At 50.3% G+C, this 24,386-nt stretch carries 25 protein-coding genes; 6 read left to right on the plus strand and 19 right to left on the minus strand.

Annotated features, from left to right (window positions below; all coding sequences use genetic code 11):
- A partial coding sequence (locus HOK28_09540; protein ID MBT6433323.1) for a TetR/AcrR family transcriptional regulator occupies window positions 1-396 on the minus strand: 396 nt, incomplete at its 3' end.
- A gap of 378 nt (window positions 397-774) precedes the next feature.
- On the opposite strand from HOK28_09540, the gene secA reads away from it, so the two are divergent.
- Together secA and HOK28_09550 are read left to right on the plus strand one after the other, a co-directional pair.
- Window positions 775-3,537 carry a preprotein translocase subunit SecA gene (gene secA, locus HOK28_09545; protein ID MBT6433324.1) on the plus strand — a complete coding sequence of 921 codons (2,763 nt, stop codon included), beginning with the start codon at window positions 775-777 and terminating at the stop codon, window positions 3,535-3,537.
- Complete coding sequence (locus HOK28_09550) at window positions 3,521-4,816, plus strand: HD domain-containing protein (GenBank protein ID MBT6433325.1); 1,296 nt, start codon at window positions 3,521-3,523, stop codon at window positions 4,814-4,816. Before secA ends, HOK28_09550 begins: the two co-directional genes overlap by 17 nt.
- Here HOK28_09550 and HOK28_09555 read toward each other — a convergent pair.
- Window positions 4,813-5,550 carry a site-specific DNA-methyltransferase gene (locus HOK28_09555; protein ID MBT6433326.1) on the minus strand — a complete coding sequence of 246 codons (738 nt, stop codon included), beginning with the start codon at window positions 5,548-5,550 and terminating at the stop codon, window positions 4,813-4,815. The two genes, HOK28_09550 and HOK28_09555, sit on opposite strands and share 4 nt — an antisense overlap.
- Before the next feature lie 134 nt (window positions 5,551-5,684).
- Between HOK28_09555 and HOK28_09560 the strand changes: the two genes are divergently transcribed.
- From HOK28_09560 to HOK28_09575, 4 genes are read left to right on the plus strand one after another with little or no spacing between them, the layout of a single operon-like run.
- Window positions 5,685-6,551 carry a hypothetical protein gene (locus tag HOK28_09560; GenBank protein MBT6433327.1) on the plus strand — a complete coding sequence of 289 codons (867 nt, stop codon included), beginning with the start codon at window positions 5,685-5,687 and terminating at the stop codon, window positions 6,549-6,551.
- 53 nt (window positions 6,552-6,604) lie between these two features.
- Window positions 6,605-7,159, plus strand: coding sequence for a hypothetical protein (locus tag HOK28_09565; GenBank protein MBT6433328.1), 555 nt, complete (start codon window positions 6,605-6,607; stop codon window positions 7,157-7,159).
- Window positions 7,160-7,207: 48 nt separating this feature from the next.
- Window positions 7,208-8,089, plus strand: a complete 882-nt coding sequence (locus HOK28_09570) for a hypothetical protein (protein MBT6433329.1) — start codon at window positions 7,208-7,210, stop codon at window positions 8,087-8,089.
- Window positions 8,089-8,517 carry a hypothetical protein gene (locus HOK28_09575; protein MBT6433330.1) on the plus strand — a complete coding sequence of 143 codons (429 nt, stop codon included), beginning with the start codon at window positions 8,089-8,091 and terminating at the stop codon, window positions 8,515-8,517. Before HOK28_09570 ends, HOK28_09575 begins: the two co-directional genes overlap by 1 nt.
- 515 nt (window positions 8,518-9,032) lie before the next feature.
- On the opposite strand, the gene HOK28_09580 is transcribed toward HOK28_09575, so the two are convergent.
- The 17 genes from HOK28_09580 to HOK28_09660 all read right to left on the minus strand — a co-directional run bounded on the left by HOK28_09580 (window position 9,033) and on the right by HOK28_09660 (window position 24,386).
- Entirely contained in the window at window positions 9,033-11,039 is a 2,007-nt protein-coding gene (locus HOK28_09580; GenBank protein MBT6433331.1) for a tetratricopeptide repeat protein, read from the minus strand.
- A gap of 207 nt (window positions 11,040-11,246) precedes the next feature.
- Complete coding sequence (locus HOK28_09585) at window positions 11,247-11,732, minus strand: CesD/SycD/LcrH family type III secretion system chaperone (protein ID MBT6433332.1); 486 nt, start codon at window positions 11,730-11,732, stop codon at window positions 11,247-11,249.
- Between the two features lie 76 nt (window positions 11,733-11,808).
- Window positions 11,809-12,273, minus strand: coding sequence for a hypothetical protein (locus HOK28_09590; GenBank protein MBT6433333.1), 465 nt, complete (start codon window positions 12,271-12,273; stop codon window positions 11,809-11,811).
- A gap of 10 nt (window positions 12,274-12,283) precedes the next feature.
- Window positions 12,284-13,402: an EscU/YscU/HrcU family type III secretion system export apparatus switch protein gene (locus HOK28_09595; GenBank protein ID MBT6433334.1), complete on the minus strand. Its 1,119-nt coding sequence runs from the start codon at window positions 13,400-13,402 to the stop codon at window positions 12,284-12,286.
- A gap of 3 nt (window positions 13,403-13,405) precedes the next feature.
- Window positions 13,406-14,233, minus strand: coding sequence for a flagellar biosynthetic protein FliR (locus tag HOK28_09600; protein ID MBT6433335.1), 828 nt, complete (start codon window positions 14,231-14,233; stop codon window positions 13,406-13,408).
- A 12-nt stretch (window positions 14,234-14,245) separates the two neighbouring features.
- Window positions 14,246-14,524 carry a flagellar biosynthesis protein FliQ gene (fliQ, locus tag HOK28_09605; protein ID MBT6433336.1) on the minus strand — a complete coding sequence of 93 codons (279 nt, stop codon included), beginning with the start codon at window positions 14,522-14,524 and terminating at the stop codon, window positions 14,246-14,248.
- Window positions 14,525-14,542: 18 nt separating this feature from the next.
- Complete coding sequence (gene sctR / locus HOK28_09610) at window positions 14,543-15,358, minus strand: type III secretion system export apparatus subunit SctR (protein MBT6433337.1); 816 nt, start codon at window positions 15,356-15,358, stop codon at window positions 14,543-14,545.
- Window positions 15,351-15,962, minus strand: coding sequence for a hypothetical protein (locus HOK28_09615; GenBank protein MBT6433338.1), 612 nt, complete (start codon window positions 15,960-15,962; stop codon window positions 15,351-15,353). Before HOK28_09615 ends, sctR begins: the two co-directional genes overlap by 8 nt.
- Window positions 15,963-15,977: 15 nt before the next feature.
- Window positions 15,978-17,216, minus strand: a complete 1,239-nt coding sequence (gene sctQ, locus HOK28_09620) for a type III secretion system cytoplasmic ring protein SctQ (protein MBT6433339.1) — start codon at window positions 17,214-17,216, stop codon at window positions 15,978-15,980.
- A gap of 84 nt (window positions 17,217-17,300) precedes the next feature.
- Window positions 17,301-18,167: a hypothetical protein gene (locus HOK28_09625; GenBank protein MBT6433340.1), complete on the minus strand. Its 867-nt coding sequence runs from the start codon at window positions 18,165-18,167 to the stop codon at window positions 17,301-17,303.
- Window positions 18,168-18,250: 83 nt separating this feature from the next.
- Window positions 18,251-18,748, minus strand: a complete 498-nt coding sequence (locus HOK28_09630; protein ID MBT6433341.1) for a flagellar assembly protein FliH — start codon at window positions 18,746-18,748, stop codon at window positions 18,251-18,253.
- A 7-nt stretch (window positions 18,749-18,755) separates the two neighbouring features.
- Window positions 18,756-20,099, minus strand: a complete 1,344-nt coding sequence (gene sctN / locus HOK28_09635) for a type III secretion system ATPase SctN (GenBank protein MBT6433342.1) — start codon at window positions 20,097-20,099, stop codon at window positions 18,756-18,758.
- 10 nt (window positions 20,100-20,109) lie between these two features.
- The gene (locus tag HOK28_09640; GenBank protein ID MBT6433343.1) at window positions 20,110-20,772 is read right to left on the minus strand and encodes a flagellar assembly protein FliH; all 663 of its coding nucleotides are present in this window, start codon (window positions 20,770-20,772) and stop codon (window positions 20,110-20,112) included.
- 38 nt (window positions 20,773-20,810) lie between these two features.
- Window positions 20,811-21,899, minus strand: a complete 1,089-nt coding sequence (locus tag HOK28_09645; protein MBT6433344.1) for a hypothetical protein — start codon at window positions 21,897-21,899, stop codon at window positions 20,811-20,813.
- A gap of 11 nt (window positions 21,900-21,910) precedes the next feature.
- A complete protein-coding gene (locus HOK28_09650) occupies window positions 21,911-22,765 on the minus strand; it encodes a hypothetical protein (GenBank protein MBT6433345.1) in 855 nt (284 codons plus the stop codon).
- 180 nt (window positions 22,766-22,945) lie between these two features.
- Complete coding sequence (locus HOK28_09655) at window positions 22,946-23,470, minus strand: ATP-dependent helicase HrpB (protein MBT6433346.1); 525 nt, start codon at window positions 23,468-23,470, stop codon at window positions 22,946-22,948.
- 172 nt (window positions 23,471-23,642) lie between these two features.
- Window positions 23,643-24,386 carry a sigma-70 family RNA polymerase sigma factor gene (locus HOK28_09660; GenBank protein ID MBT6433347.1) on the minus strand — a complete coding sequence of 248 codons (744 nt, stop codon included), beginning with the start codon at window positions 24,384-24,386 and terminating at the stop codon, window positions 23,643-23,645.

Below are 24,386 nucleotides of genomic sequence, written 5' to 3' on the forward strand. Positions count from 1 at the left end.
AATCCATTCTTCGATGGCAAGGCGGGCGCGCACCGGCGGTGCTTCTTTCGACAAGGTTTCAGGAAGGTCGATACCGGCGGCTCGAAGAGCAGAAAAACAAGGAACCATTTTCTCGAAGAAGCCGTGCATACCGGTCGCCATGCGCAAGAGCTGAGCTTTGGGTTCGTTAAGATCGACATCTGCTTCAAGGGTTTTGATGAATCTCGGTGCTTCCATGCCAAGCAGGAGCGCCCGGCTGATTAAGTGTACCTTGTTGCCAAAGCGCTTGAAGAGCGTGGCTTGGGAAACCCCGGCTTGGTCGGCGATGGTTTGAGTTGATACATTTGGCCCATCTTGAAGCACACAACTTCGAACAACTTTTAGGATTTCGTCATCGCTGATGGTTCTAGGTCGCATGTACAACTTCTCGACATTAGTAAGTGAGTAATTACTTACTAGCTTAGATTGAAAGAATGATCAAGCTTCAAAGGATGAAGGGCTGATGAAGGTTGTCGCCTAGAGCGAGTAAAGCTCGCCGATCGTAAGAGCCTTCACTTATTTTGAGCCGTGAAAACATTTAGTTGTTTTATTACCAGCACTTAAACTTGTTATGGTCATCTGCTTTAACAAGGGTCTCAACGCAAAGATTTAGCTGAGTGTGTGCTTTCAGGCCGGCAGGGGCTGGGCAATCTCGAGTATCGTCTTACTTTGGGCATACAGGCCTTGACCGATGGTTACTCAAAGCTTAGTTTGCCCACGGTTTCCCTAGAAAAATCAAGATATTGGAGCGCCCTTATGGCTGGCTGGTGGCAGAAAATAATTCCGAGTAAAAACGACCGCGAACTTAAGCGAATCAGTGGGATGGTCGATCAAATTGCTTCCCTGGAAGCAAAGTTCAAAGCTCTGCCCGATGCGTCTTTGCAGTCCAAGTCGACTGACCTGCGCAACCGCTACCTTGAGGCCTACAAGGGTTTCGGTGGGGATCCAGAAAGCCGGTTTACCTACACGCCTACGCCGGAGGCTTTTAAGCTTGAGCGAAAGCGCATCGACGATTCGCTAAACCCGCTTTTACCGGAAGCGTTCGCGTTATGCCGTGAGTCTTCCGTGCGTGTGTTGGGAATGCGTCATTACGATGTGCAAATGGTCGGTGGTATTTCTCTGCACGAAGGCCATATTTCGGAAATGAAAACCGGAGAAGGTAAAACTCTGGCCGCAACCCTTCCTGTTTATCTCAACGCTCTGGCACACCGAGGTGTTCACGTCATTACGGTGAACGAGTACTTGGCTACACGAGATGCTGAGTGGATGGGGCAGGTCTATAATTTCTTAGGTCTCGATGTAGGAACGGTTGTGCACGGCCGCTCCGATCAGCAACGCCAAGCCGCTTATAATGCGCATGTCACTTACGGAACCAACAGCGAATTTGGTTTCGATTACTTACGTGACAACATGAAGCTCTTTTTGGATGACTACACGCAACGTGGTCACCACTTTGCAATTGTGGATGAGGTCGATTCGATTCTTATTGATGAGGCGAGAACGCCTTTGATTATCAGTGGACCGGCTGAAGATAATACAGAGAAGTATCTGCGCATTGATAAAATTATCCCCGGACTTCGCCGTGAGCAAGATTACTCAGTTGACGAGAAGAGCCGCACGAGCGTTCTTACGGAAGCCGGTATCACCGCAGTCGAAAAACGTTTGAATATTGATAACCTGTATATGCCGGACAACATCGAGCTCTTGCACCACGTGAATCAGGGCCTTCGCGCGCACACGCTCTTTCGCCGCGATGTGGATTACATGATTCAAGAAGGCAAAGTGAAAATCATTGATGAGTTCACGGGCCGGGTTTTGGATGGACGACGTTGGTCCGATGGTTTGCACCAGGCGGTTGAAGCCAAAGAAGGTGTGAAGGTTGAGAACGAGAACCAAACGCTCGCAACCATCACATATCAAAACTATTTCCGAATGTATCTTAAGCTTGGCGGTATGACGGGTACGGCGGAAACTGAGGCGGAAGAATTTGCGAAAATCTACGATCTTGAATGCTTGGTGATTCCAACCAACAAGCCGATAGCAAGACTTGATGAAAACGATTTGGTTTTCAAAACAGAAGAAGAAAAATTCGAAGCCATTGCCGATGAGATCATGGACCGAAGCAAGCGTGGTCAGCCATGCCTAGTCGGTACGGTGAGCGTTGAAAAGTCGGAAGTGTTGTCGCGAGCTTTGAAGCGCCGCAAAATTGGTCACGCCATTTTAAACGCGAAGTATCACGAACGAGAAGCTGAGATTGTAGCTCAGGCAGGCAGTAAGAGTGCTGTCACCATTGCGACCAACATGGCGGGCCGTGGTACAGATATTCTCTTGGGCGGTAACCCTGATTTTCTAGCAAAGCAGGCTGCAGGTGATGCAGAGGATGCAGACGGTGAACTTTTTACCAAGCATCTTGAGCAGACGACCGCAACATGCGCCAAAGAAAAGCAGGAAGTCCTCGATGCCGGCGGCCTTTGTATCATTGGTACAGAGCGCCACGAATCACGACGAATTGATAATCAGCTTCGCGGACGTGCTGGCCGGCAAGGTGACCCGGGTTCATCTCGCTTTTTCGTCTCTCTTGAAGATGACCTCATGCGTATTTTTGGCGGCGACAAGATTAAAGGTTTGATGGAACGTCTGGGTATGGAAGAGGGCGAAGTCATTGAGCACAAGTGGGTTAATAAGAGTATTGAGAATGCTCAGCGAAAAGTTGAAGGACACCACTTCGATATTCGTAAGCACTTACTTGAATACGATGACGTCATGAACGAGCAACGTAAATCGGTTTATCAGCTTCGACGCAGCGTCATTGGCGCAGGTGTTGATGAGACTGAAGAGTTGGTGCTCGATCTGATTGAAGAAGTGGTGATTCAGATGGTGGGCCGATGTTGCCCGGCCAAGACCCATTTTGACGAATGGAACATCGATTTACTCGAAGAGCTCGTTCGAGACCAATTTGGTATTGAAGCTCAAATTGGAGAACTCACAGAGCTTAGCCGTGAAGAACTCGAAAACCGGATTTATACCACCGTTGAGACGATGGTGAATCAGAAAATTGCAGACTATTCCAAAGAAGGTTTCTATGGCGTAGCTCGAGTGATTTACTTGCAAACCATCGATTCGCTCTGGAAAGGGCACCTTCGGGCGATGGATCATCTACGTGAAGGTATTAGTCTGCGCGGGTATGCTCAGAAAGATCCAAAGCAGGAATACAAGAAAGAAGGTTACAACCTTTTTGCCAGTATGATGGCGGCCATTGCGGGAGATGTTCTGCAGAAGGTTTCTCGGGTTGTTATTACCACCGAGACGCAGGAAGATTACGAAGCAAGACTCGAAGCACGTCGGACCAAGCAATTGCGTGACCAGCAAATGCGAAAAGGGCCGGCGCAGAAAAAAGCTGAGAAGCCGCAAACGGTGAAGCGCCAGACAGCGAAAGTAGGGCGTAACGATCCGTGTCCATGCGGCAGTGGGAAGAAGTTTAAGAAGTGCTGCGGACAAAACAATGATATCCATCCATGATCCTATTCACGGAACCATCGATGTAACGCCCATTGAAATTAAGCTGGTGGACTCTCGTCCATTTCAGCGCTTGCGACATATTAAGCAACTGGGTTTTTCTCATCTGGCATTTCCTGGCGCGACTCATACCCGGTACGCCCACAGTTTAGGCGCCATGCAAATGGCAACGACTATGGCTGAGAAGATTATGGAGCCTCTCAAGCTTTCGCGGCTTGAGCATGTCCGTCTTCGTCAAATGCTGCGTCTCGCGGTTTTGTTTCACGATATCGGGCATGCGCCCTTCAGCCATGTTACCGAGCGCGTAATGCCATCAGTGGCAGCATTGAATATCGGCGACTGGGTTAACAATGCTTCCCGTCAAGCAACCCATGAAGATTACACTGTGAAGTTGTTGGTGGATTCCGAGCTTACGGATTTGATTCATCGGCAGGTTGGAGACCTCGATATCAGCGGTGAAGTGTTGGCAGCGCTGGTTATGGGAACTGAACCTCCGGGGCAAAGCGGAGCGTTTATTTTCGACGGTAAGAATCTTCTGCCTTTGATGCACCAAATAGTCTCTGGCGAGATGGATGCAGACCGCATGGATTATCTGCGCCGCGACGCATATTGCTGCGGAGTTAGTTACGGCCAGTTTGACCATATGTGGTTAACGGCCAACCTTACAGCGGTTGAAGAAGCGGGGAAGTGGCAACTTGCTTTGAAGCATCGCGGTGTTTGGGCATTCGAGAACTTCTTGTTGGCGCGTTATCATATGTTTTTGGCGGTTTACCTCCACCACACGCCCGTTTGCTTTGATAATATGTTGGGACGATTTTTTGAGTCGGGTGAATATGAGCTGCCAGGTGATACCGAAGGCTATTTGCAAACGGACGATGTGCATCTCACCTATCATTTACGTCAGTCTACGGACCGCTGGGCACAATGCGTTGCTAATCGCAGGCCTTATCGAATGCTGGTTGAGCAGCATAATTTTGGACCTGAGCCTGTCGACTCTGAGCTGGATTTGAGGCTGAAGGCTGCGAACGTGAACTATTTCAAGAGCCGCAGTAAGAGCGTACTTTCAAAATATGTCCGTGGATCTCAAAAATCGACACCACTGATGGTCTTAGAGCCAGAGATTGGTCGTATCAGCCCCATTGAGCAATACACGCCTTTGTTTGAACGATTTGCGACAGTGACGGGCGTGAACCGGGTTTATTGTGAGCCAAGTAAATACAAAGAAGCCCTACAGATTCTTACTTCTGTGAAGACCGATTTGGGCCAGCTGCCTTTGTTTTAGGAAAAGAGGTCCAGCTGAGGCGCTAAGACGCCAAGCTCTTCGAGCTGTTCTACGCGTTGGCCAAGTGGACCTAAGCGCCGGGTCGATGTTTGCAATGCATAGTCTGCAATATCAGAACCGATAAAGTTTCGTCCCTCCTGAAGAGCGGCTTCGCCCGTGGCGGCAGAGCCCATAAATGGATCTAAAATCATTTCGCCGCTTTGGGTACTTTGTTCAATCAATACTTTGATGAGGTCGGCTGGTTTTTCAGTAGGGTATCCATTGTGAATGCGCTTTTGCGCCAGGATGTCTGGAATCGATAGATTGTTGAGTTTGCGCTTACCTTTTTCAAAGAACAAGATGAACTCGTAACGGGCCCTGTAGTGATAGCCCATGCCAATGGCGCATTTATCCCAAACCAATGGTTTCCAGAATTTAAAGCCGGCTTGTTCCGCTGCGGGCTTGGCCGCAAACATCGTTTCTTGATCGCAGAACAAGTAGAAGTGCCGATCCTTTTTAAGGACCCGGTACATCTGCTGCATCAGCTCTGGGAAAGAACTATTTGGAATCACCGAGAACCAAACATTGCTGGAAGCATCGCTTTTTTTCAGCCGGGTGGTGGTGCCAACGGACCGGTGTTTTTCCAAGGATTCGTAGGGAGGATCGGTAATGATGCAGTCTATGGACTCGTCACCAAGTGTGGGTAAGAGTTCAAAGGCACTTGTTTGGTGAATCGAAAATGAGTTTTGAGTCATGCTTCAACCTCTGCATACCGCCGTTTATCTATGGGCGCGTGTCCTACACCTTGAGTACGCTTTTGGCGGAATCACGAATTATTGTCCAGAACTCTTGGTTGAATCTGTCGGGCGATTGATCGACAATTTTAATTATGAACCCGCATGATTTTGCAAAACGAAACCCTGGTTTTATCACCCGTGATCAGGTGGTGAACCAACCGGACCGTTCAGGTCGTGGGCTGAGCAGTGAGCAGAAATCTCCTTTTATTAGTACTGGCTTACAATCGGTCGATGATGCGATGCGGGGAGGCTTTGCCAGAGAGTGCATGACTCTTATTGCCAGCCGCCCGCGCGTGGGTGCAACATCCTTATTGATAGGTTCCGTGTTGGCCGCTTTGAACAAGAGGCTGAAGGTTGCCTACTATTCTGATCGTTTAAACCAACGTCAGCTGCGTGGCCGTTTGATTTTGCGTGCCTCAGAGGTCAACGGGTACCGAATTCAAGCAGGCTTGATGACAGATAAAGAAGAGTATGCGCTGGATAAAGCTCGCGACGACATTGGGTGGGATAATCTTTTGATGCATTGCCGTAAAGAGGTGTTGCTCGAGGAGGTCTTATCTCAGTGCGTACGCAACCCACCAGACTTATTGATTGCGGATTTTAGGCCGCATGATGCTTCGGGTTCATCGAAGGCGGGGTTTCGAAGCTACGAACAGGGCCTACGAGATATCGCTCGTCAGGTAGCAAAGTGTGGCAGCGCTGCAGTGGTGCGCCAGGTGCTTCCAAAAGGAAATCATGCGCCGGATCGAATTGAGTTACCGGGTCTCGGTAGTATCACCAGTATTTTTGAGAGTGCAGTGATGATGCATCGCCGCACCGGTGAAAGTGAAGAAGCTGATGTCGATTCCAGCCGAGCCTATGCCCAGGTTATTCGGGTTCAACATCGGGATATTAAGACTCGCTCCGTTGCATTGCATTTTGACCAACGTTTTGCGGGATTACTTGAGCGAGAAGTTTAGTTTCGAGGCTTACGCCGTTTGAGTTCCGAGAGCACCGTGTTAAATATTTCGCCATGAGTGATGATATCAACGAAGATGAATTCAAGATGGAAGGGCCGCTTAAGCGATACGGCCCGATGCTGATTGCTATTGTGGTAGCTTTTTTGGTGGCTCCTTATCTCAATCAGTTACTCGATAATTACCGAGCGGTGGTACTTGAAGTGCGTACGGGTGAGGTCTTTTTAGGGCTCCACGATAGGCCCCCCGAGTGGGTTTCGGCTGAAGGTGTACGCCCCGGGATGATGGTTAGCAAAGAGCTTGGGAGCTGGTCGTTGGCTGAGGCTTCGCCCATCGATACCGACAAGCCACTTCTAGAGATGTTTAAGCGTTACAGCTCTAATTGGTATGGCACCGTGGTGAAGATTCAGCCGCGCCCCAACGCCCAAGCAGCCGATACTGCTGTGGTGAAGAGGCGTGACGGGACAGAGCACCGATTCCCTATTTGGGCAGATCATTTGACGAGTATCGAAGTGGGAAGCCGACTTAAAAAACTCTCTGGGGGCTGGGACCCTGTCTTAATGGCTCCAGAGGAGACTTTTCCTGTAGAATTTGTTGTCCCTACAGAGTAGGGGGTGGCGGTTCCATAAGGGTTTGGATCAAGAGCTTAGGAAATTGTGATGAAAGTTCTCTGGTGCGCTGCACTTTGTCTGATGTTACCAACCACACTGTTGGCTCAAGAAAAACGCTCACTGGCACTCTTACCTGTACAGGGAGTTGGTGTTGATAATGCGACTCCTGAAATTTTTACTGAACTGCTCACTGCTGAGCTGGGGAGGATTGAGAATCGCCGCGTCATCACGATGCGTGATATCGAAGCGATGCTCGGTTTTGAGCAAACAAGACAAGCATTTGACTGCTCTGAGATGAGTTGTTTGGCTGAAATTGGTGGTACCATAGGGGTCGATGAGTTGCTTTACCCACGGGTGACCGGCTTGGGTGATGACCTTATGATTTCGCTAACGCTGCTGGATGTTAGGAAGGCTGAGGTCGTTGGCCGAATCAGTACCAATCTCAAGAAAGATCCCAATGAATATCGTAGAGGAGCCAAGCAGGCGCTTGAGGCTCTTTGGGTAAAGGTTCGCTCAAAAACGAGCTACACCGACATTGCCCCACGGGCAGCGCCGATTCAAGTTCTGAAAAGTGATGCGACGCAGTCGTCATTCTCAGGGCCTTCGACCTGGTCTTGGGTGATGATGGGAACGGGGGCGGCGCTTCTTGGGACGGCTACTTATTTTGGTTTAGAGGCGAAGTCTCAATACGACTTATCAATAAGTCGTAATGCGGGAGCACAGCGTGCGATAGGTGATGGTAAGACGGCATCTATGTTAACGAATATATTTTTGGTGACAGGGGTGGCAGCTGCAGCCACGGGAATTTCTCTATGGTTTTTCTCCGATGATGAGTCCAGCGCGTCACCTACGGAAATGGGTAGGAATCTTTCACTGACTCCCTATGCCTATGCAGGTGATACTGGCCTCTTACTTCAAGGGAGTTTTTGATGAAGTGCGTTCTCGTTTTAAGCTTGGTTCTCGTTTGTTCTGGCTGCGCTTACGAATGGCCTGATGAATCAAGTGCTGGCTATATCTGCGACACTGGAGATGATTGTGCGAGTGGGTTTATCTGTGATTCAAATTCGTCGGAGTGTGTTCCCGAAGAAGCCGGAGATACTTCTGACGGTAGTGACACACCTGATCCGGGCAACTGCCTAGTGGGTCAACACGAGGTCGATGGACGTTGTTACGAGCACAATGATGTAGAACACTGCTTTAATGGCTCCAGCTCGGTTGATTGCACAGAGCTGGATGTGCCTGCGAATTCCTCCGCGAATTGCATGGGGGTTGGTGATGAACTCTTCCCGGCCTTTGAATGTGGATTTGAGTGTATCGAAGGGTATGAAGAAGAGGCAGGGGAGTGCGTAGCCAAGTAGTTTTTCGATGGGCTGCAAGCTGCGAGTTTAAGCCACCCGATAAATTACGTCAGTTATGAAGAAGTTTAAGCGTTCTGTGCATGGAACGGCAAAGAGTTCCCCACCGAAGCCCAGTGGGAAACAGGTGCTTGCGGCTCTGATTTAAGAGTTTTCCTTGGGGTCATTCACCCCTTCCTGATTCTAGCAATACGGCCATGAAGGCCTGTGGAGCCGGCTTAGCGATACAGTTGGTTACCAACTTGGCGGACAATGTCAGTCCATCTGGTGCGGTGGCTTTCTGGGATGCTGACGGCCGCTTAAAGTACAGAAGTATGCGGCCACGGTCACTGAGCTGTGGATTCTCTTGGAGCCTTCTCGTGCTCCCCTTACGTGGATCGTTTGTTCAAAGTGTTTACCACCACAGCGTTATTGGAAGAAGAAGCAGGTGAGGCGCAATGTTTACACCGAGGTAGGAACCTAAAAAAAGAGCTGCGGGTTACGCAGCTCTTTTCTGAATATATCTTTAAGATTTTATCTTATTTTGGAGCAGCAGCAGGTGCTGGCGGCGCTTTAAGCGCGTCCAACTTTGCTTTCCACTTGGTACCAAGTGACCATGAGCGTGGTGTGACTGTATCTGCGCAGAGCTTGTAGAAGCGTGCGAGTTCAACTTTGTCCGCTTTCTTTGCCATGTACTGACGCTCAGCTTCTTCAAGCTGTGTGTTGCCGTCAGTCGTAGCACCCATAGAAATAAACATCATGCCGATGTTTTCGTATACCTGTGGGAACTTGCTCTTGGCTGATGCTGCTTTTTCAAACCACTTGATGGCATCGTCATTCTTCTTTTGGTTCCAGAAGAGAATGGCCATTCCTAAGAGTGCGTCGCTAAAGTCCTTGCGAAGTTCAAGAGCTTTTTCGTACGCTTTTTTGGCGTTGTCGAAGTCTTTCTTGGCTCGGAAAGCATCACCAAGCTGAACATGGTAGGGTGCCTCTGCTTGGTCTTTCTTCGGCTGCGCTTGAAGAAGCTTGATAGCATCTTCAAATTTTCCACCATCGGTGTACGCCTTCACGAGTGCTGTCAGGTATAGCTTACTGCCTGTCTCGGTTTCTTGAGCAGACTTAAGGGCTTTGAACCCTTCTTCTGCTTGGCCTGCTGCGAGGTGTCCGAGACCTTTGTAGTAGAGTCTAAAGGAAGTAGCGCCGCCGGCTGCGATAGATTCATCAGCAGCTTTAACTGCGGCTTCACCGCGACCTTCGCGTAACGCGAGGGCAGCGCGGGTGATAGCGATGGCTGCTCTGTCGGTTTTACCCAAAAGCTCAGCGCCAAATCCTTCGAGACGCTTAAGTGTCTCTTCAACTTTAAGCTCAGTCTCACCTTGGCGAATACGTGCGATTAAGTCGCGTGTAGCACCCGGCACAAAGTTACTGTTGGCTTGAGCTGATTTTGCCCAGTAGAGACTTGAGTTTCTACGGTCACCGTCGGCATCGTATGCGTTACCAAGATGCGATGCATAGTGAGGCGCACCAGACTTTACGTCATGTGCTTTCCGAAAGTTTTCCCGAGCAAGGCGAACCTTGCCTTGTCGCTCAAGGGCTAAGCCGAGAGCGAACTGAAGCTTGTCAGAAATACCACCACTTGCGGCCACTTCTTCAGCGATGCGTGTTGCCTTGGCGTAGTCTTTGTCACCCACTGCAGTAAGTACTGCTGCTGCGTAGCGCTCAGCACTCATAATTTCTTCCGAAGCAGCTTGCTCCACGAAATCTACAGCGTCAGGACGAGAGCTGTCCATTCCGTGCTCTATCCAGAGGAGTGCATGCAAGTAAGCTTTACCGGCCAATGCGTAGCGGTTTGACGATTCCAATTCGAGAATCTTGTCGTAGTTCTTCTCGGCGTCGAGAAGGCTTTCAACATCGCCTTTTTCAAGCATTGGAATTGAGTCTACTGCCAGCATTTTAGCTTCGTGTGCTCGTTGAGCGCTGGTGTAGTATGCGAAGAAAAGTCCGCCGCAGATGATAATTCCTAATAGGATCTGGCCGATGGCTTTGCCTAAATTCTCATTCTGCTCTTCCTCGGTGTTGAAGCCTCTAACGTTTTCGTCTTCAACTTCCTCTTCAGGAACCGTAACTTTTTCACCTAGAGTGTTGAGTAATTCAGCAGCTCTGCGGTTATTGTTATCGATGCCGTAGGCAACTTTAAGATGCTTTTTGGCTTCGTCTGCACGATTCTCTTCATATGCCATTTCGCCAAGAAGCAATTGAGCACGCAGGTTCTTCTCAAGGTTACCCTTTTGAACTGCGGCTTTGATCGTCTCGGCTGCTTTCGCATTTTGAAAACTGTCATAGAGAGCTTTGGCAAGAAGGACTTGTGTATCCTCTTGGCCATTGCCATCCTTCTCCAAAACGCGAATGGCATCTTTAGGGCGACCGAAGTCGATGTATGCTTCGGCCAATGGCCCAACATTCTTCCCAGGGTCTTTACTGTAGGCATCCTCTAGCTCGAGAATGATATCGTCACTGGTGGCTTTGCGGCGCTCGGATTGAGACATTTGCGCACTTCTCCAAAGGGCGTAAGGTTCGTGAAAACTCCCCGTTTCCGGAGGGATAACGGGAGGGAGTTAACAATCTGTGTACCCGGATGTCAACTTGACGCTTAAGCTGTCCGCAGTCCACAGAGGGCTGGCAGTTTACAAAGATCGGGGCGGCTTCGCAAAGGCTGAGAGGCCTGTCTTTGCATTTTTTTTTAACGCATGGCGTTATTCGTGGTTTGCAATCATCTGAATCATGGCATTTGCCTTCTTCACCAGCGGCTGGTCTTCTTGCCGAGCACGGCTTAGCGCTTGATGCAGATCTTGGCGAGCTTCTTCAAATTGCTTGCTGGCGACAAAGACTTCAGCTCGGTTGACGTAGGACGATACGTCGTGCGGGGCTACCCGAATGGCGTAGGTAAATTGCCGCAAGGCCTTTTGAGCCTCTTGTTGCTGCCAGTATATTGCTCCTAAGGCCCTGTAATAATAGGCGTTCCTTGGATCAATGGCGACAAGGCCTTCAAAAATGACCTGGGCGGGCTGAATCTTGCCCTGGAGAAAGAAAAGATATCCCTGGTCTGCGATGGCATAGAGCTCTTCGGGTGAGAGTCCAACGATTTCTTTAAGGCTTACCCGTCCCTGACTCCACTCTTCGGTGAGTTTATGCAGGCGCTTGGTAAGGGGATCTAAAGTTTTTGGTTCCACATCGCTCATAATGCAATTCATATCATGGCTTTGAGGGGATGTAGAGAGTGGGCAGGGCTTCGTGGCCGTTGGCTTTTAAGGCAGCTTAGCCTTTGCTGACGCTGAGGGTCCGCGCGTAGATGGTATCGACCATTTTATTTTGTTGATCGAGAAAAGTGGTCAAAGAAGCCACTCGCTTAAGTGAATGCATCATCTGATGCTGCACATTGCCTTCAACCACTGCGCCAGTATTCACGAGGTTCTTAAGCTGCTCGACTACAGGACCAGCAAGCTTGGTGACGGCGTGTCGGCTGTGGACGAGGTTGGGCTTACGCCCTTCATAGGGGTTGGCCATGGGCTGGCTTGGATTGGCCAAACGCAGCTTATCAGAGCCTGCTCGGCTCAAAGCGAGCTGTCTAGCAGGAACAACCGCATCGGCCATAGGTGAGAGAACAGGATCTGGATCCGGCGCACCCTTTTGGAGTGCGAGTTCTTCACTGGTTGTGCCGTAGTGAGCGATGTTCGCCGGTAGGGCTGAGAATCGATTGTAGCTGATCGTATTGTTTGCCATAGCTTCTTACCTACACCGATTTCCCGGGTCCGGGTTGTAAATGTTTTCTCGGATTTTGCCGCGCTTTTTGCTCTTCGGCTAAATTATAAACAAAATTAAGTACTTCCGCCACTGCATCGTAGAGTTCTTCGGGGATCTCGTCGCCAACATCAACCTTATTGAGGGCCTGGGCGAGCGGAACATTACGAACAATGGGCACCCCGTAATGGCGTGCTTCTTCCAGAATCTTCTGCGCCCAGATTCTTTGGCCTTTAGCGACCACTTTGGGAGCGGCACTTTCCTTTTCTTCATCGTATTTTAAAGCCACTGCAATGTGGTCTGGATTTCTCACAACAACATCCGCATTCTTGACTGCTCCAGAACCTCCGGAGTTAATCATTTCCCGGTGGAGCTGTTTTCGCTCCGCCTTTTGTTGAGGGTCCCCTTCGGACTGTTTGTACTCCTGCTTGATGTCGTACTTCGACATCCGGTTGTCCTTCATGTACCGCAGCTTCTGATAGATCGCATCGAAGGCGGCAATGATTACAAAGACTGCCCCTATTTTGAGGCAGAACGTCCAGATGATCGAGCCAATAACCTTCATACCGATGAAGAGGTCACTTCGGATGATCAAAATGACGTCTCGGATTGCATCTTTGAGCGCAGCGTACGAAAGCCAGCTGATGACCGTGAATTTAACGATGGTTTTAAGGAGTTCGACCATCTTCTTCATGTTCACCAGGTTTTTAAATCCCTGAACCGGGTTGAGCTTTTTGATGTCTGGTGTGATCGGCTTGGTGGTAAACATAAATCCAACTTGGGCAAGGTTCATCGCCATGCCGAGTACAAAGGCTGCGCCAAGGATCGGAGCACAGGCTTTGGCCATCGTCACAATGCCCTGAACGAGCAGCCGGTGAGCGATAACGCCCTCAGTTTCTTTCGAGACGATGGCTCTTAGAGCCGTTTCAAAAAGTTCACTAAAATGATCGGTGATGTAGGGCAGTGAGCCAGCGAGCACCACAAAGACGATGATGAATGAAACGGCACTGGTAACATCCTGGCTTTTGGGAACGTTACCTTCCTTTCGCAGTTTACGAAGCCGCTCCGGGGTGGGCTCTTCTGTTTTTTCGCCAGTTCCGCCGTCACTCATTGTTTAATCCATTGTCGCAGCAAGGTAATCGATGGTGCTTTGGGTGGCGACCACCGCCCACTCTGAATAGACTTCAAAGTTTCCGACAATCGCGCCGAGTGAGATGAAAATAATGATGACACCGCCCAATGCCTTAACGGGCATAGACATAAAGTAAGCGTTTAATTGAGGGGCGACGCGGTTTAAAATTCCGAACACGACATCGGTGATAAATGTTGCAGCAATCACGGGAGCCGCAAGAGTGACTGCAACCAGTAGTATATTGGCAGTCATTCGCACCATGTAGTTTACGAAGGGTTCAAACCCGGCACCGATGGCCAGCGTCTCGTTGATGGGTATGCTCGCAAAGGACATAAAGTAGCCCTCTAGGAATACGTGGTGCCCACCTAAAATAAAGAAGATGACGAGTAATAGCTGGTAATACATGCTGCCAGTGGGTGTGGCGCGCTGTTTGGAGTGCGGCACCATGACTTCAGACATACTTGTCCCGCGGACCGTATCGATGAGGCGCCCGGCCATATCCATCGCATAAAAAATGTGGGCGTTCATAAACCCGATGGCCATACCGATAAATGCTTCTTTGAGCATGAGGAAAAAGAAGCCAACAGCGGTAAAGGGCACGGATCCGGAAATAGCCATGGTGGCGGTTGGCCAAATTAAAACGGTGAGCAGTACACCGAGACCCATTTTCACTTCCGTAGGCATCACTTGTCCGCCTAGAAATGGGGTTAACATAATCATCGGCATCGTACGGCCGAGAATAAGAGCCACCATCAGGAGCTCTTGCGTGTAGTTTAGTTTTTCCCCAACCAGGGCAAGGAGCTGTTCCATGAGCGCAGATCCTTAAAAGATAAATTCTGGGAATCGCTCAAAGCAAAGACGTGCGAAGTTCAGAAGCGTTCCGCCAAGCCAGGGGCCAAGAGCGGCGAGTACACCGAAGATTACAATCATCTTCGGTACAAAGGTGAGGGTGGCTTCCTGGAGCTGGGTCACTGCTTGGAAAAGAGAAACGGTGAGGCCGACAATCATACTTAAAATGATAGGAGGTCCGCAGACAACGATAATCATGAGCAGACCTTCATTGGTGATCCGCAAAATGAAATCGAGTACCTGCTGATCCATAACTTCACTCTCCTCGGTTTATTGATAACCGACAACAAGTCCCTTGGTAATCAGGTACCAGCCATCGACCAGAACAAATAGGAGAACCTTAAACGGCAAGGAAATCGTGGTCGGCGAAAGCATCTGCATGCCGAGGGCCATGAGAATATTGGCCACCACCATGTCGACGACGAGAAAAGGTACAAATAGAATAAAGCCAATTTGAAAAGCTTCTTTGAGCTCACTGATCACGAAGGCTGGAATAATTATACTCCAATCTTTATCTGTGAGCGTGGCCCTGTCTTTGGGCATACGCATCCGCCAAGCAAGCTTGTAGAACATATCGCGGTCTTTAAGGTGAGCGTGTTTCATCAGAAAGTTACGCATAGGCCCTTGGGCTTGGTCGCTGAGCCCAACGATTTGGTCCACGCTTAGGTCGGTCATCTTCATCGGCTCGCCGCTGGGGCTTTCTTGTAAAATGGTTTCTTGAGCGTTGTGGTAAATCTCAAGCCCGACCGGCATCATAATGTAGACGGTAAGTACAATAGAAAGACCCGTAATGACCTGAGTCGGTGGGATCTGCTGTGTACCGATGGCTTGTCGAACAATCGATAAAACAACTGCAATTTTTACAAAGGAGGTCACCATCATCAGTGCGAATGGCACGATGGCAAGACCAGCAAGAGCCGTTAAGAGAAGGAGCGGACGGTTGGTCACGCTGTCTTTGTCGAAGATTTCGGACACTTTCTGCGCGAAAGCGTTCTGTGAGTAGAAGACAATACTCGTTGTTAGCAACCAGGACCACCAACGGATCATGCTTGCGAACCCTTTTGAGTTCTGAAGAGCGTTAACCATGTTGTTCCCTTTGTACCTCAGCGCCCGGGGTAGAATCCACTAAGGGGCTTTGGGTCCGGTTCATCGACTTTTCAAAAGCAGAGTCTTCATCAAGGTTACAAATGAGGTTTAAGCCTTGGTCACCGCCGCCTAAAAGTAATTTCCCTCGGCCTTTAACTTCAACAACGTAGAGGGCGTTCTTGGCATCGAGGCTGAGTTTTTCGTTGAGGTTGAGCGTTTGGGTAGGGGCGCCGGTACGCAGGGAGGTAAGCCTAGAGAGTCCGAAGCGCCCGACAAGGTAGATAAGCAGGCAAACAAAAACCAGAGCAATGAGAGTCTGTAAGAGCTGCTCTGCCAGGGTGTTTTCATCGACGGCGGTGGTTGAGCTGCCGGCTACGTCCTTGCCTTGGGCGTTATCCCAGGATGTGGGGGGAGGACTGTCTGCGTTTAGGTCAATGGCCGCTGTATCAGTGGCTCCGGGCGCCGCTTTTACCGTGAGAGCAGGCGCCGCTTTGGTTGGAGCTTGAGTGGCCTCAGCTTTGGGTGTTGCCACGCCGGTTTTCTGCGCACCGGGTCCAGCAGGTGCGAGCATGAGGGCTGCGGCAATGAGTAATGGTTTAAGCATATTGAGATAAAGGCCTTATGAAACGCCGGTCACGTGAACAAGTCGAACACCGAGCTCACCGTCGATTTCCACGAGTTCGCCGCGTGCAAAAATTTTGTCGTTGACCACGAGGTCCACTGGATCGTTGGCGTTGCGTGAAAGACGCAGGATTTGGCCGGACTTAAGTCGCGTAACTTGAGCGGTATTCATTTTAAGTCTTCCAAGCTCAATGACCACTGGCGCATCGATGTCTCTCAGAAGCCCTTCGGTTTCTGGAAGGTTGTCAGTTGCTTCTTGAATGGTCGGCTCATCGTTTAGTTCATCTGTCATGGGTGCCTCAATCGGTTGTTCTTGAACAAGGATTTGTGAAATGGCGAACTTGAGTTGGCCTTCGGCGATTTGCAATTGGCCTTGAAGACAACCGTTTTTACCTTCGCCAATGTGAGCGGAAATATTACCGGTTGGCCCTTCGGGGCTCAGCGCGAGCTGATGATTTTCGAGGATAATAATATCGCCTGCTTCAAGCGTGGCAATGTCTTCAGAGGAAAGCTCAAGTCGGCCGGCTTCAACTTTTAACTCAACTTCATGGTCTGCAATTTGTCGAAGAGTCTGGCGCATGTACTCATGTTCTTCAGGAGTGCCGCCTGATTGAGCAACTGGTTTTGAGAAGGTGTCGATGAAATGCGCAGGCAAAAGAATGCGGGCGTAACCGATGCAATCACCAAGGCTAGCTTTGAGGCCAAGCAGGTAATAATCGGTATCGTCTTCGATGATATCTTCGAGTTCCTCGCGGGTGCCCAAGAAATCGTCCAAGGTCAAGGCAATCTCACGGCCGCTTGTCCAGCCGTCGTAAAATGCTCCGATAAGCTTGAGGAGCATAAAGGATACGACACCTTGCTCGACTTGGGTAAGGTTGCGGCGAATCACTTCCGTTTGTCCGTCGCCTCCGAGTAGGCGGTCAATGGCTTGAGTGACCAGTGTCGAATCTAGGTCGGCGATAATCTTATGGGTTCCAGGGGCTGCACCCAGGAGCGCGAAACAACCTTGCGCAGGCAGCATCTTCTTCAGGGCTTGGGTATCCAATGGTTGAATATCCACCCCGGAGAGTTTGGCTGGAACTTTCAGAGCGGCTTGAAGGATTTCACAAATGTGGCTGCGAAAGCCGCTTTGGAAAGGACGTTGGCTTAAATATGCGGAAAGGCTTTGCAGGCAATTAGCCTGGGCCCGGCTGTAGCTTGGCAGGTTTTTGAATTGAAAAGGTTTGACTGAAGTCATGGTATCCTGCGTTTGTTCACCGAAAGTGATGAATCACTTCCCATTACAAGGTGATAGCAGGACATACGGGGATAGGGAAAGCGGTCAGCGTGTTTCGACATCAAGTCGTTCAAGGCTCATGCCTTTATGGCCGAACGCTCGTGAGAGCTGGCCTTCGCTTGCTTTGAGTAAACGACCAATATTTTTATCGCTGGTGATGAACTTGGCGCTAATTTTTCCGTCTTTGGCACTGATTTCGAGCCGCAACCCGCCGAGAACCTCTTCTTTGAATTCGACATGGAATTGAGTGAGCCCTTCGGTGCTGGCTCCTACAAATACTCGGTTTACGATTTCTTGGAGAATATTTTGAGGAATCTGAGGCTGGTTGCTGGCATTTACCTCGCCGGCTGGAGCCTCTCCAGAAAGAGCCGCAACTGCAGTCGGTTGGCCTTGGTTTTGACCCTGACCATCTCGCTTCTCTTGGCCTGAGCCGCCGCCTTGGCTTCCGTCACCATCGCCTTTACCGCTTTGTCCTTTGCCTTTGCCGTCATCGCGGTCGACTGCTTCAACTCGGTCTTGTTGGCCGTCGAGTCGTTGGGTTTCTTTGGTATCTTGGTGTTCGGCTGTTTCAACCCGCTTCTCAAGCATTTCACCACCTCGGTCGGTGCTGAGAGTCTCGGAGTGTTGTAGGTTTTCGGAGCCCTGCTTTTGAAGGGCAGCAGCAAAGCGGTTACTGGCGATGCCTTGGCGGGCCATCAGTGCATTGGAAGCACCTGTCTTGGCTTTTTGAGGTGTTTGAGCCGGTTGGCGAGCGGTTTGATGAGTGGGACCTTTTTGTTCACCACCGCGGCGCTGGTTCATCATGCGCGAGAACTTATCGGATTTTTGCCTGTCTTTGGCTTGATTGTCTTTTTCGAGGCGCTTTTGTTCCTGAATACGTTCAGCATCTCGATTGTCTTTGACCCGGCTCATATTGCTTCTCCGCGAAGGTGCTCTCTCTGACCCACATTCACACTATAGCCTATAGGCGGCTGAATTTGTTGCAACGCGTCGCGTTAGTCTTTGTCACGTCCCAGATACATCGTTTGAGCGAGCTCATCGAGATCTGCTTCTTCTTTGGCCATGCGCTCTTTTTTCACTTTTTCGGCCCATTTTTCTTTATGTTTTTCAAGAGCTTTAAGTTCTTGATTGGCCTCTACCAAGAGAGCACGTGCTTGATCGACATCTTGCTTTTTATTGTCTACGACCCGCTTTTGTCCGTCGATTGCGCGCTCTTGGCCTTCTTCAAGCTCCTTCATGCGTTCGATATAGGCCTGGGCACCAATCATCGCTTGAGCGCTCATCTCACCGCGCATTTGTTTTTCTGCGTATTCGCGGCTTTTTGCTTCACGGCTTGCAATCATACGCCTGAGTTCAGCTTCCATCTCGGCTAAGCGCTCTTCTTCTTCTTTGAGGATTCTAAGGCAGTCACCCAGATGCCGTTCGGCTTCGCTTTTGGCTTTTTCACGCAGGCCCAAAAGTGTTTCAAGGCGATACTCGGGTTGCTTGGCCATGACTTAATTAGAGACTGTCGCCAAAGAGTTGTACGAGCTTACCAATGGTCGTTTCGTAATCGTCGCATTCCACCACGCCTTGTTTCAAAAACGCTTCGACTTCGTCAATTTTGTCGATGGCGTAGTCGGTTTTGGGATCGGTCCCATATTGGTATGCACCGAGTAGAATCAGATCGCGCTGCTTTTCGTAGTTGGCAAGTACTTCTCGTAGTTTGGCCGCCGCAGCGTTGTGCTGGTCCTGAACAATCCCATTCATGACCCGTGAGAGTGAGGGAAGGATATCAATGGCAGGCCAGTGGTTACGGGCGCCGAGTTCGCGATTTAAGATGATGTGGCCATCGAGAATACCACGTACTTCATCGGCAATAGGCTCTTCCATATCTCCGCCTTGAACCAAGATGGTGTAAAGCGCGGTGATGGAGCCATGCTCATTGTTGCCGGTACGCTCCATAAGACGAGGGATTTGGTAAAACACGCTGGGTGGATAACCTTGCCGTGCGGGCGGCTCACCAATGGCAAGACCGATTTCGCGCTGGGCTCTCGCAAAACGCGTGGAGCTATCCATCATGAAGACTACTTTTTTCCCTTGGTCACGAAACCATTCTGCGATGGATGTCGCGACGAAGGCAGATTTGAGTCGAACGAGAGAGGGTGAGTTGGATGTGGCAACCACGACCACCGCTTTTTTGAGCCCCTCTTCTCCGAGAGCTTCCTCGATGAAGTCACGAACTTCACGGCCTCGCTCACCAATGAGGCAACAGACCACGACTTCAGCTTCGGTATTACGTGCGATTTGACCCATAAGAGTTGATTTACCCACACCGGAGCCGGCGAAGAGACCAATACGCTGGCCAAGCCCAACCGTGAGGAGCCCGTCAATGGCGCGCACACCCATGGCAATGGTTTCGCTGATCCGCATTCTCTTCATGGGATCGGGGCATTCGCGTTCAACGGCCCAATCTTCAAGATCGGGCAAGCCTTCAAGAGAAGAGCCTGAGTCGATAGGTCTTCCGAGCCCATCGAGCACCCGGCCAAGCAGTCCCCAGCCACACTTGATGGAAAATGGTTTACCGGTCGCAATCACTTCACTGTCTGGTCCAACGCCGTGGGCTTCGCCCAAGGGCATGAGCATGACCGTTTCATCGCGAAATCCAACCACTTCGCAAACAATGCGCTCTCCGCCGCCGTTGTCTACAAAGCACATCTCACCGATGCGTACGCCAGGAATCATGGCCTTGATAACGAGTCCGGTCACTTCGGTGACGCGGCCTCTGACACTAATGGTTTCGGCTTCTTCTACTGCTGCTAGGTAGCGGCTGATATCGATGATGGGTGCTTCTAAATCGCTCATGGTGTTGTGCTTAGCGAACTTGTCGCAAGACTCCCTCAATCACATCGAGTTGGGTTTCGAGTTGTGCGTCGATGGTTCCGGCATCTGTTTCAATCACCACGCCGTAACGGGCTACATCAGGATCTTCGCGTATGCTGATTTCTTTGGCTCGACTGAGCACTTCGATAAGAGCGCTGCGATTTTCGCGGATGATCTCCATATCTTCAGGGTTTACTCTCAGGGAAATTTCGCGTCTTTGCCGCGCTTTTTCGACGAGTGCTTCTTTGACGAGTTCGACGACCGCCTCGGGGCGGGTAGCGAGTTCGCGGCCGAGTATTTTACGAGCAATACCAAGCGAGAGATCTTTAACTTGTGCGACCAGCTGCGTTTCGATTTGTTGGAGTCTGAGGCTACTTTTAGCGACCACTTCGCTTAGCTCGCTTGCCCCTTGGTTGCGTCCTTCGGCGTAGCCTTCTTCACGTGCTTGGGCGCGAAGTGCATCGGCCTCGGTGCGCGCGTTTTCAAGCAGCTGGGATGCTTCCTCTTGAGCCTTGTCTCGGATCTCATCAGCTTGGGAGCGTGCTTCAATGGTGGAGCGTTCAATAATTGGAGCGCGTCGACCCACGTCGGAGAACTCCTGTCCTCCAGATGATTCAGAGGCGTCGGTGCTGCTGCGTTTGATTACTTTTCCCATAGTCCGATTCTGCCACGAGCCGGAGCATCTTGGAAGGATCAGGCTTCATTCTCGTCCGGATTATCGGATTCATCTTCTTTCGAAGTGAAATTGGGCTCCGCCGGGGTCTGAAATCTATCGGGATTGTGGAATCGAAGAGGGTGATCGGCCCATTTGGCGTCTAATTTACCGCGGGCAAGCAACTCAGGGATTTCCGCCAACACAGCATCTTGGAAATTGAGAATTAAAGCTTTGCTCATATCTTCCATGCTTTGGGCAATCTTGACCATACGCCGAAAGAGAAGGCCTGGTTCTCGCGGTAATCTTTGAGAAAAAGCCATCGCAAAATCTTCGGGAAGTCCGAGGCAACTTTTAGCCATTCGCCAAAGGCCCGCTTTATGAAAGAAGTCGTCGTAGGTGGTGAAGTCCGTTGCGACCCGGGATAGAAATCGCTGCGCGCTTTTAAGCTCCAGCGGGTCTCCAATGGTGGCCTTTTTAACGGCCAAAATAAGCTCTTCAGTTTGCTCGGTAGGCAGCTGCCGGCATAAATCGATCAACGCCATTTTTCCGACTGAGACAAAAGCTTGTCCAAGTTCAGCAAGCCCCGCTTTACGCATTAATATGGCCAGCTCTTTGCGGTCAAACCGGATTAAATCCTGAAACGTAAATTCTTTAAGCGCGCCTTGGTTCGGCATTGGGAAAAACCGAGCTTCAAACATTTGCTGTACAGTCTCAAGGATCTGCGGTTTGATTTTTGCCATCTGTCGTTTGGGTGGCATGGCATCTCGGGTGGCCGGTGGAAGGCGCCTGACGACGGACTTAATCGTTTTGGATGGCAGGCTTATGAGCACTGAGCCCACAATACGCGGTGATTCGTTTTGTAATTCGTAAGAGAGCCAGGAAGGGTCGATGCGCTCGATGCCTCGATTACTTTTATTGCGTAGGGCTTCTTGGAGTTGATTGACCATGAAGTTCACGCGTTTTTCACGCTCAACATTTAAGAGCGCTTGTGCTTTTTCTTGAATAGCACCACGTTTGTGCTCGGGTAGATAGTCGAGGAGCTTGAGTTCATCGCGTCCACCCACGGTGAGTGTCGTGATGAGGAGCATGGCATCTCGTTCAGAGAGCGGCTCGAAAAAAGGGTGCATCGGGTGTTAACTCAACTTGGCGGAGGTAAGCTCTCACCGCCTTGGCGCTGTTGAGCTTTCATGATTTGTGCTTGAAGACGAGTTAATTTGCCGCGTACTGTTTTGAGACGGATCTGGGAAAAGATGAGAAGGCTGGTAATGCCAAGAAATGCCAGAACGAAAAATCCGGTAAGAAGGTTCAGGTTCTGTTTCGAGAATTTAGTTGCCCAAGAGTTTCCGATTTGAGCGCCCATTGCAGCCATCTCCGCGGAGGCCACCGTTGGCATCACGGGAATCAAGAGTGGGTAGACCCTGTCGGAGGTAAGGTTTTCAACGCCGGCGGCTACGAGCTGTTGGATTTGAGGCTCGCTAAGAGGCTTTTCACCACCTGCGCCAGGCAAGTAGCGCAGTGTAACGCTGGCTGTCGTTTGCGGTCTTTGCTCATCAGAAGTTCGCAGTGCGCTTTCTTCGGGAATGACAAGTTGAACTTGAGCATCAAGTACGCCGTCTACGAGTTTAAGTTGTTTTTCAATTTCACCTTCGAGTGCGGCCAGCTTTTTGGCTTTTTCTTCAGCGGACGTTGGAATCAAACCTCCCTCGGCAAAGACATCGGTGTATCCCTTGTCTTTGCGCCGAGGCATTTCGTAGCGGTTTAAGAGCCGAATAGCATCCACTCGAGCACTTGCAGGAACCACGATGTTGAAGTTCACGGTACGGCCTGAATCGATCATCAGCTTGTTGGCTTGTAGTTTGTGATCGGTCAAGAGCTCGATGATTTGATTGGCTTCGCGTTCATCAATTCCATGAATAACGGTTTCGCTGCTGCAGGCGCTTAAGAGCCCTGTCATGAATACAGTGATTAAGAGAATTTTGGTGTAATGAATCACTTCTATTCCTCATGGCTGGATTCAATATTTTGACCCGGCGCAATATGACTACAGTCCAACGCTATCAGGTGCCGAAACCGCCCGATATTGGTTAACTTAGCACTATCTCGGATGCAATATCCAATAGGATGAGGAGAGGTGAGCGGAGCTTGGATAAGCTCCGACTTCGAAAGACAAGGTTTAGACCTGAGTGTTCATAGTCTGCTTGATGCCACTTGTGGCTTTTTCGACCACTTTGCTTGTGATTTCGAGTTCTTGGCTGAAGCGATAAATACCCGCTTGCATGGCGAGTAGTTCGGATGAGTTAAATTTCTTACCCGAGAGTGCCATCTTCATGATGCCAGCCATTTTGTCTTGCCCACTGACGAGTTGTTCAACAACTTCAGTCATTTTTGAGCGCTCCACTTTGGCAGCTTGGCCAACTGTGGTTGAGGATACCGGTCCGCCTTGCTGAGCTTGAAGTAACACATTGGCTGATTGGGTGGTGCCTTCTACGGTTCTTGAAGGTTGGACTTCTTGAACTTGGTTCACCTGCTGGGCTTGCTGTGTTTGCTGAGCTTGCTGTGCCTGCATGGAGTCTTGAAAATTGGCTCCGTCGGCTCCGCCTTGTTGCTCTTGAAGCTTTTGCAGCTGCTCTTGAGCCTGCTGCATTTCCTTCATCAATTCGCCAGCTGCTTTACTAATTCCGCCGCCTGTCGGGTCCATAGTGCCTCCAAGTCATCTCTCTCGCCGGGCAACATGCCCTCGGGGATTGAGATCATCAATGTACATTCACGCAAGGCAGGTGAATTGGTTGCTAATTTTTCGTTTGATTAGGCCCTCAGGTAATTTTCATGATCGGGCCCAAAAAACTGTTAAGTTAAGCGATTTTAGGTGCTTAGCCGAGATCATCGTAGAGGATGCGCCTCAGTTTATCGACGACGCGTCCGTGAAGCCTGCTGGTCCAACTCTTAGAAAGCCCCAAATGGTCGCCCACTTCCTGGAGACTCATTTCCCTGTAGTAGTACATTTCCATCAATTGGCGTTCTTGATCGCCCAAACCAGCGATGGTTTTGCGAACCAAGGCCCGAGCTTGTTCAAGGCCGAGTGCTTCCTCGGGAAGTGGATTGTTGGTGTCTTCGAGCTGAAGCCCCTCGGTGCCATCGATGGCGGTGAGGTAAACTGCGGCTAAACCCTCAACAGCTGCTGCAAGATCTTGGACTGCGTGTTCAAATGGGTTCTCGGGTGCTTGTTCGCCGCTCTCTTCGGCAAAGGCGACGGCTGCGAGGTATTCGTTGGCTCGCTCTTCAAATCTTGCCTTGGCGTACTCAGTTCGGCTCATCCAGCCCATACTGCGTAGGCCGTCGTATACTGCTCCGCGGATGCGGTAGTAGGCGAAGGTCATAAAGTTCGCGCCGGCTTCCGGATCAAAGCGTTGGGCGGCTTCAAGCAGACCGATCATGCCGTATTCAACGAGATCATCGAATTCGATGTCGGGCGGGAGTTTTTTGCGAACTTTTCCGGCGATAGAGCGCACATAGGGCGTGTATTGTTCAACAACAGCCTTTGAGTCGCTGAAGTCTATATCAGGTTGCTTGGTCTTTTTGCGCTTACCGCTCGACTCCGCTGCTGACTCTGTCAT

The organism is Deltaproteobacteria bacterium, from assembly GCA_018668695.1.
Taxonomy (GTDB): domain Bacteria; phylum Myxococcota; class XYA12-FULL-58-9; order XYA12-FULL-58-9; family JABJBS01; genus JABJBS01.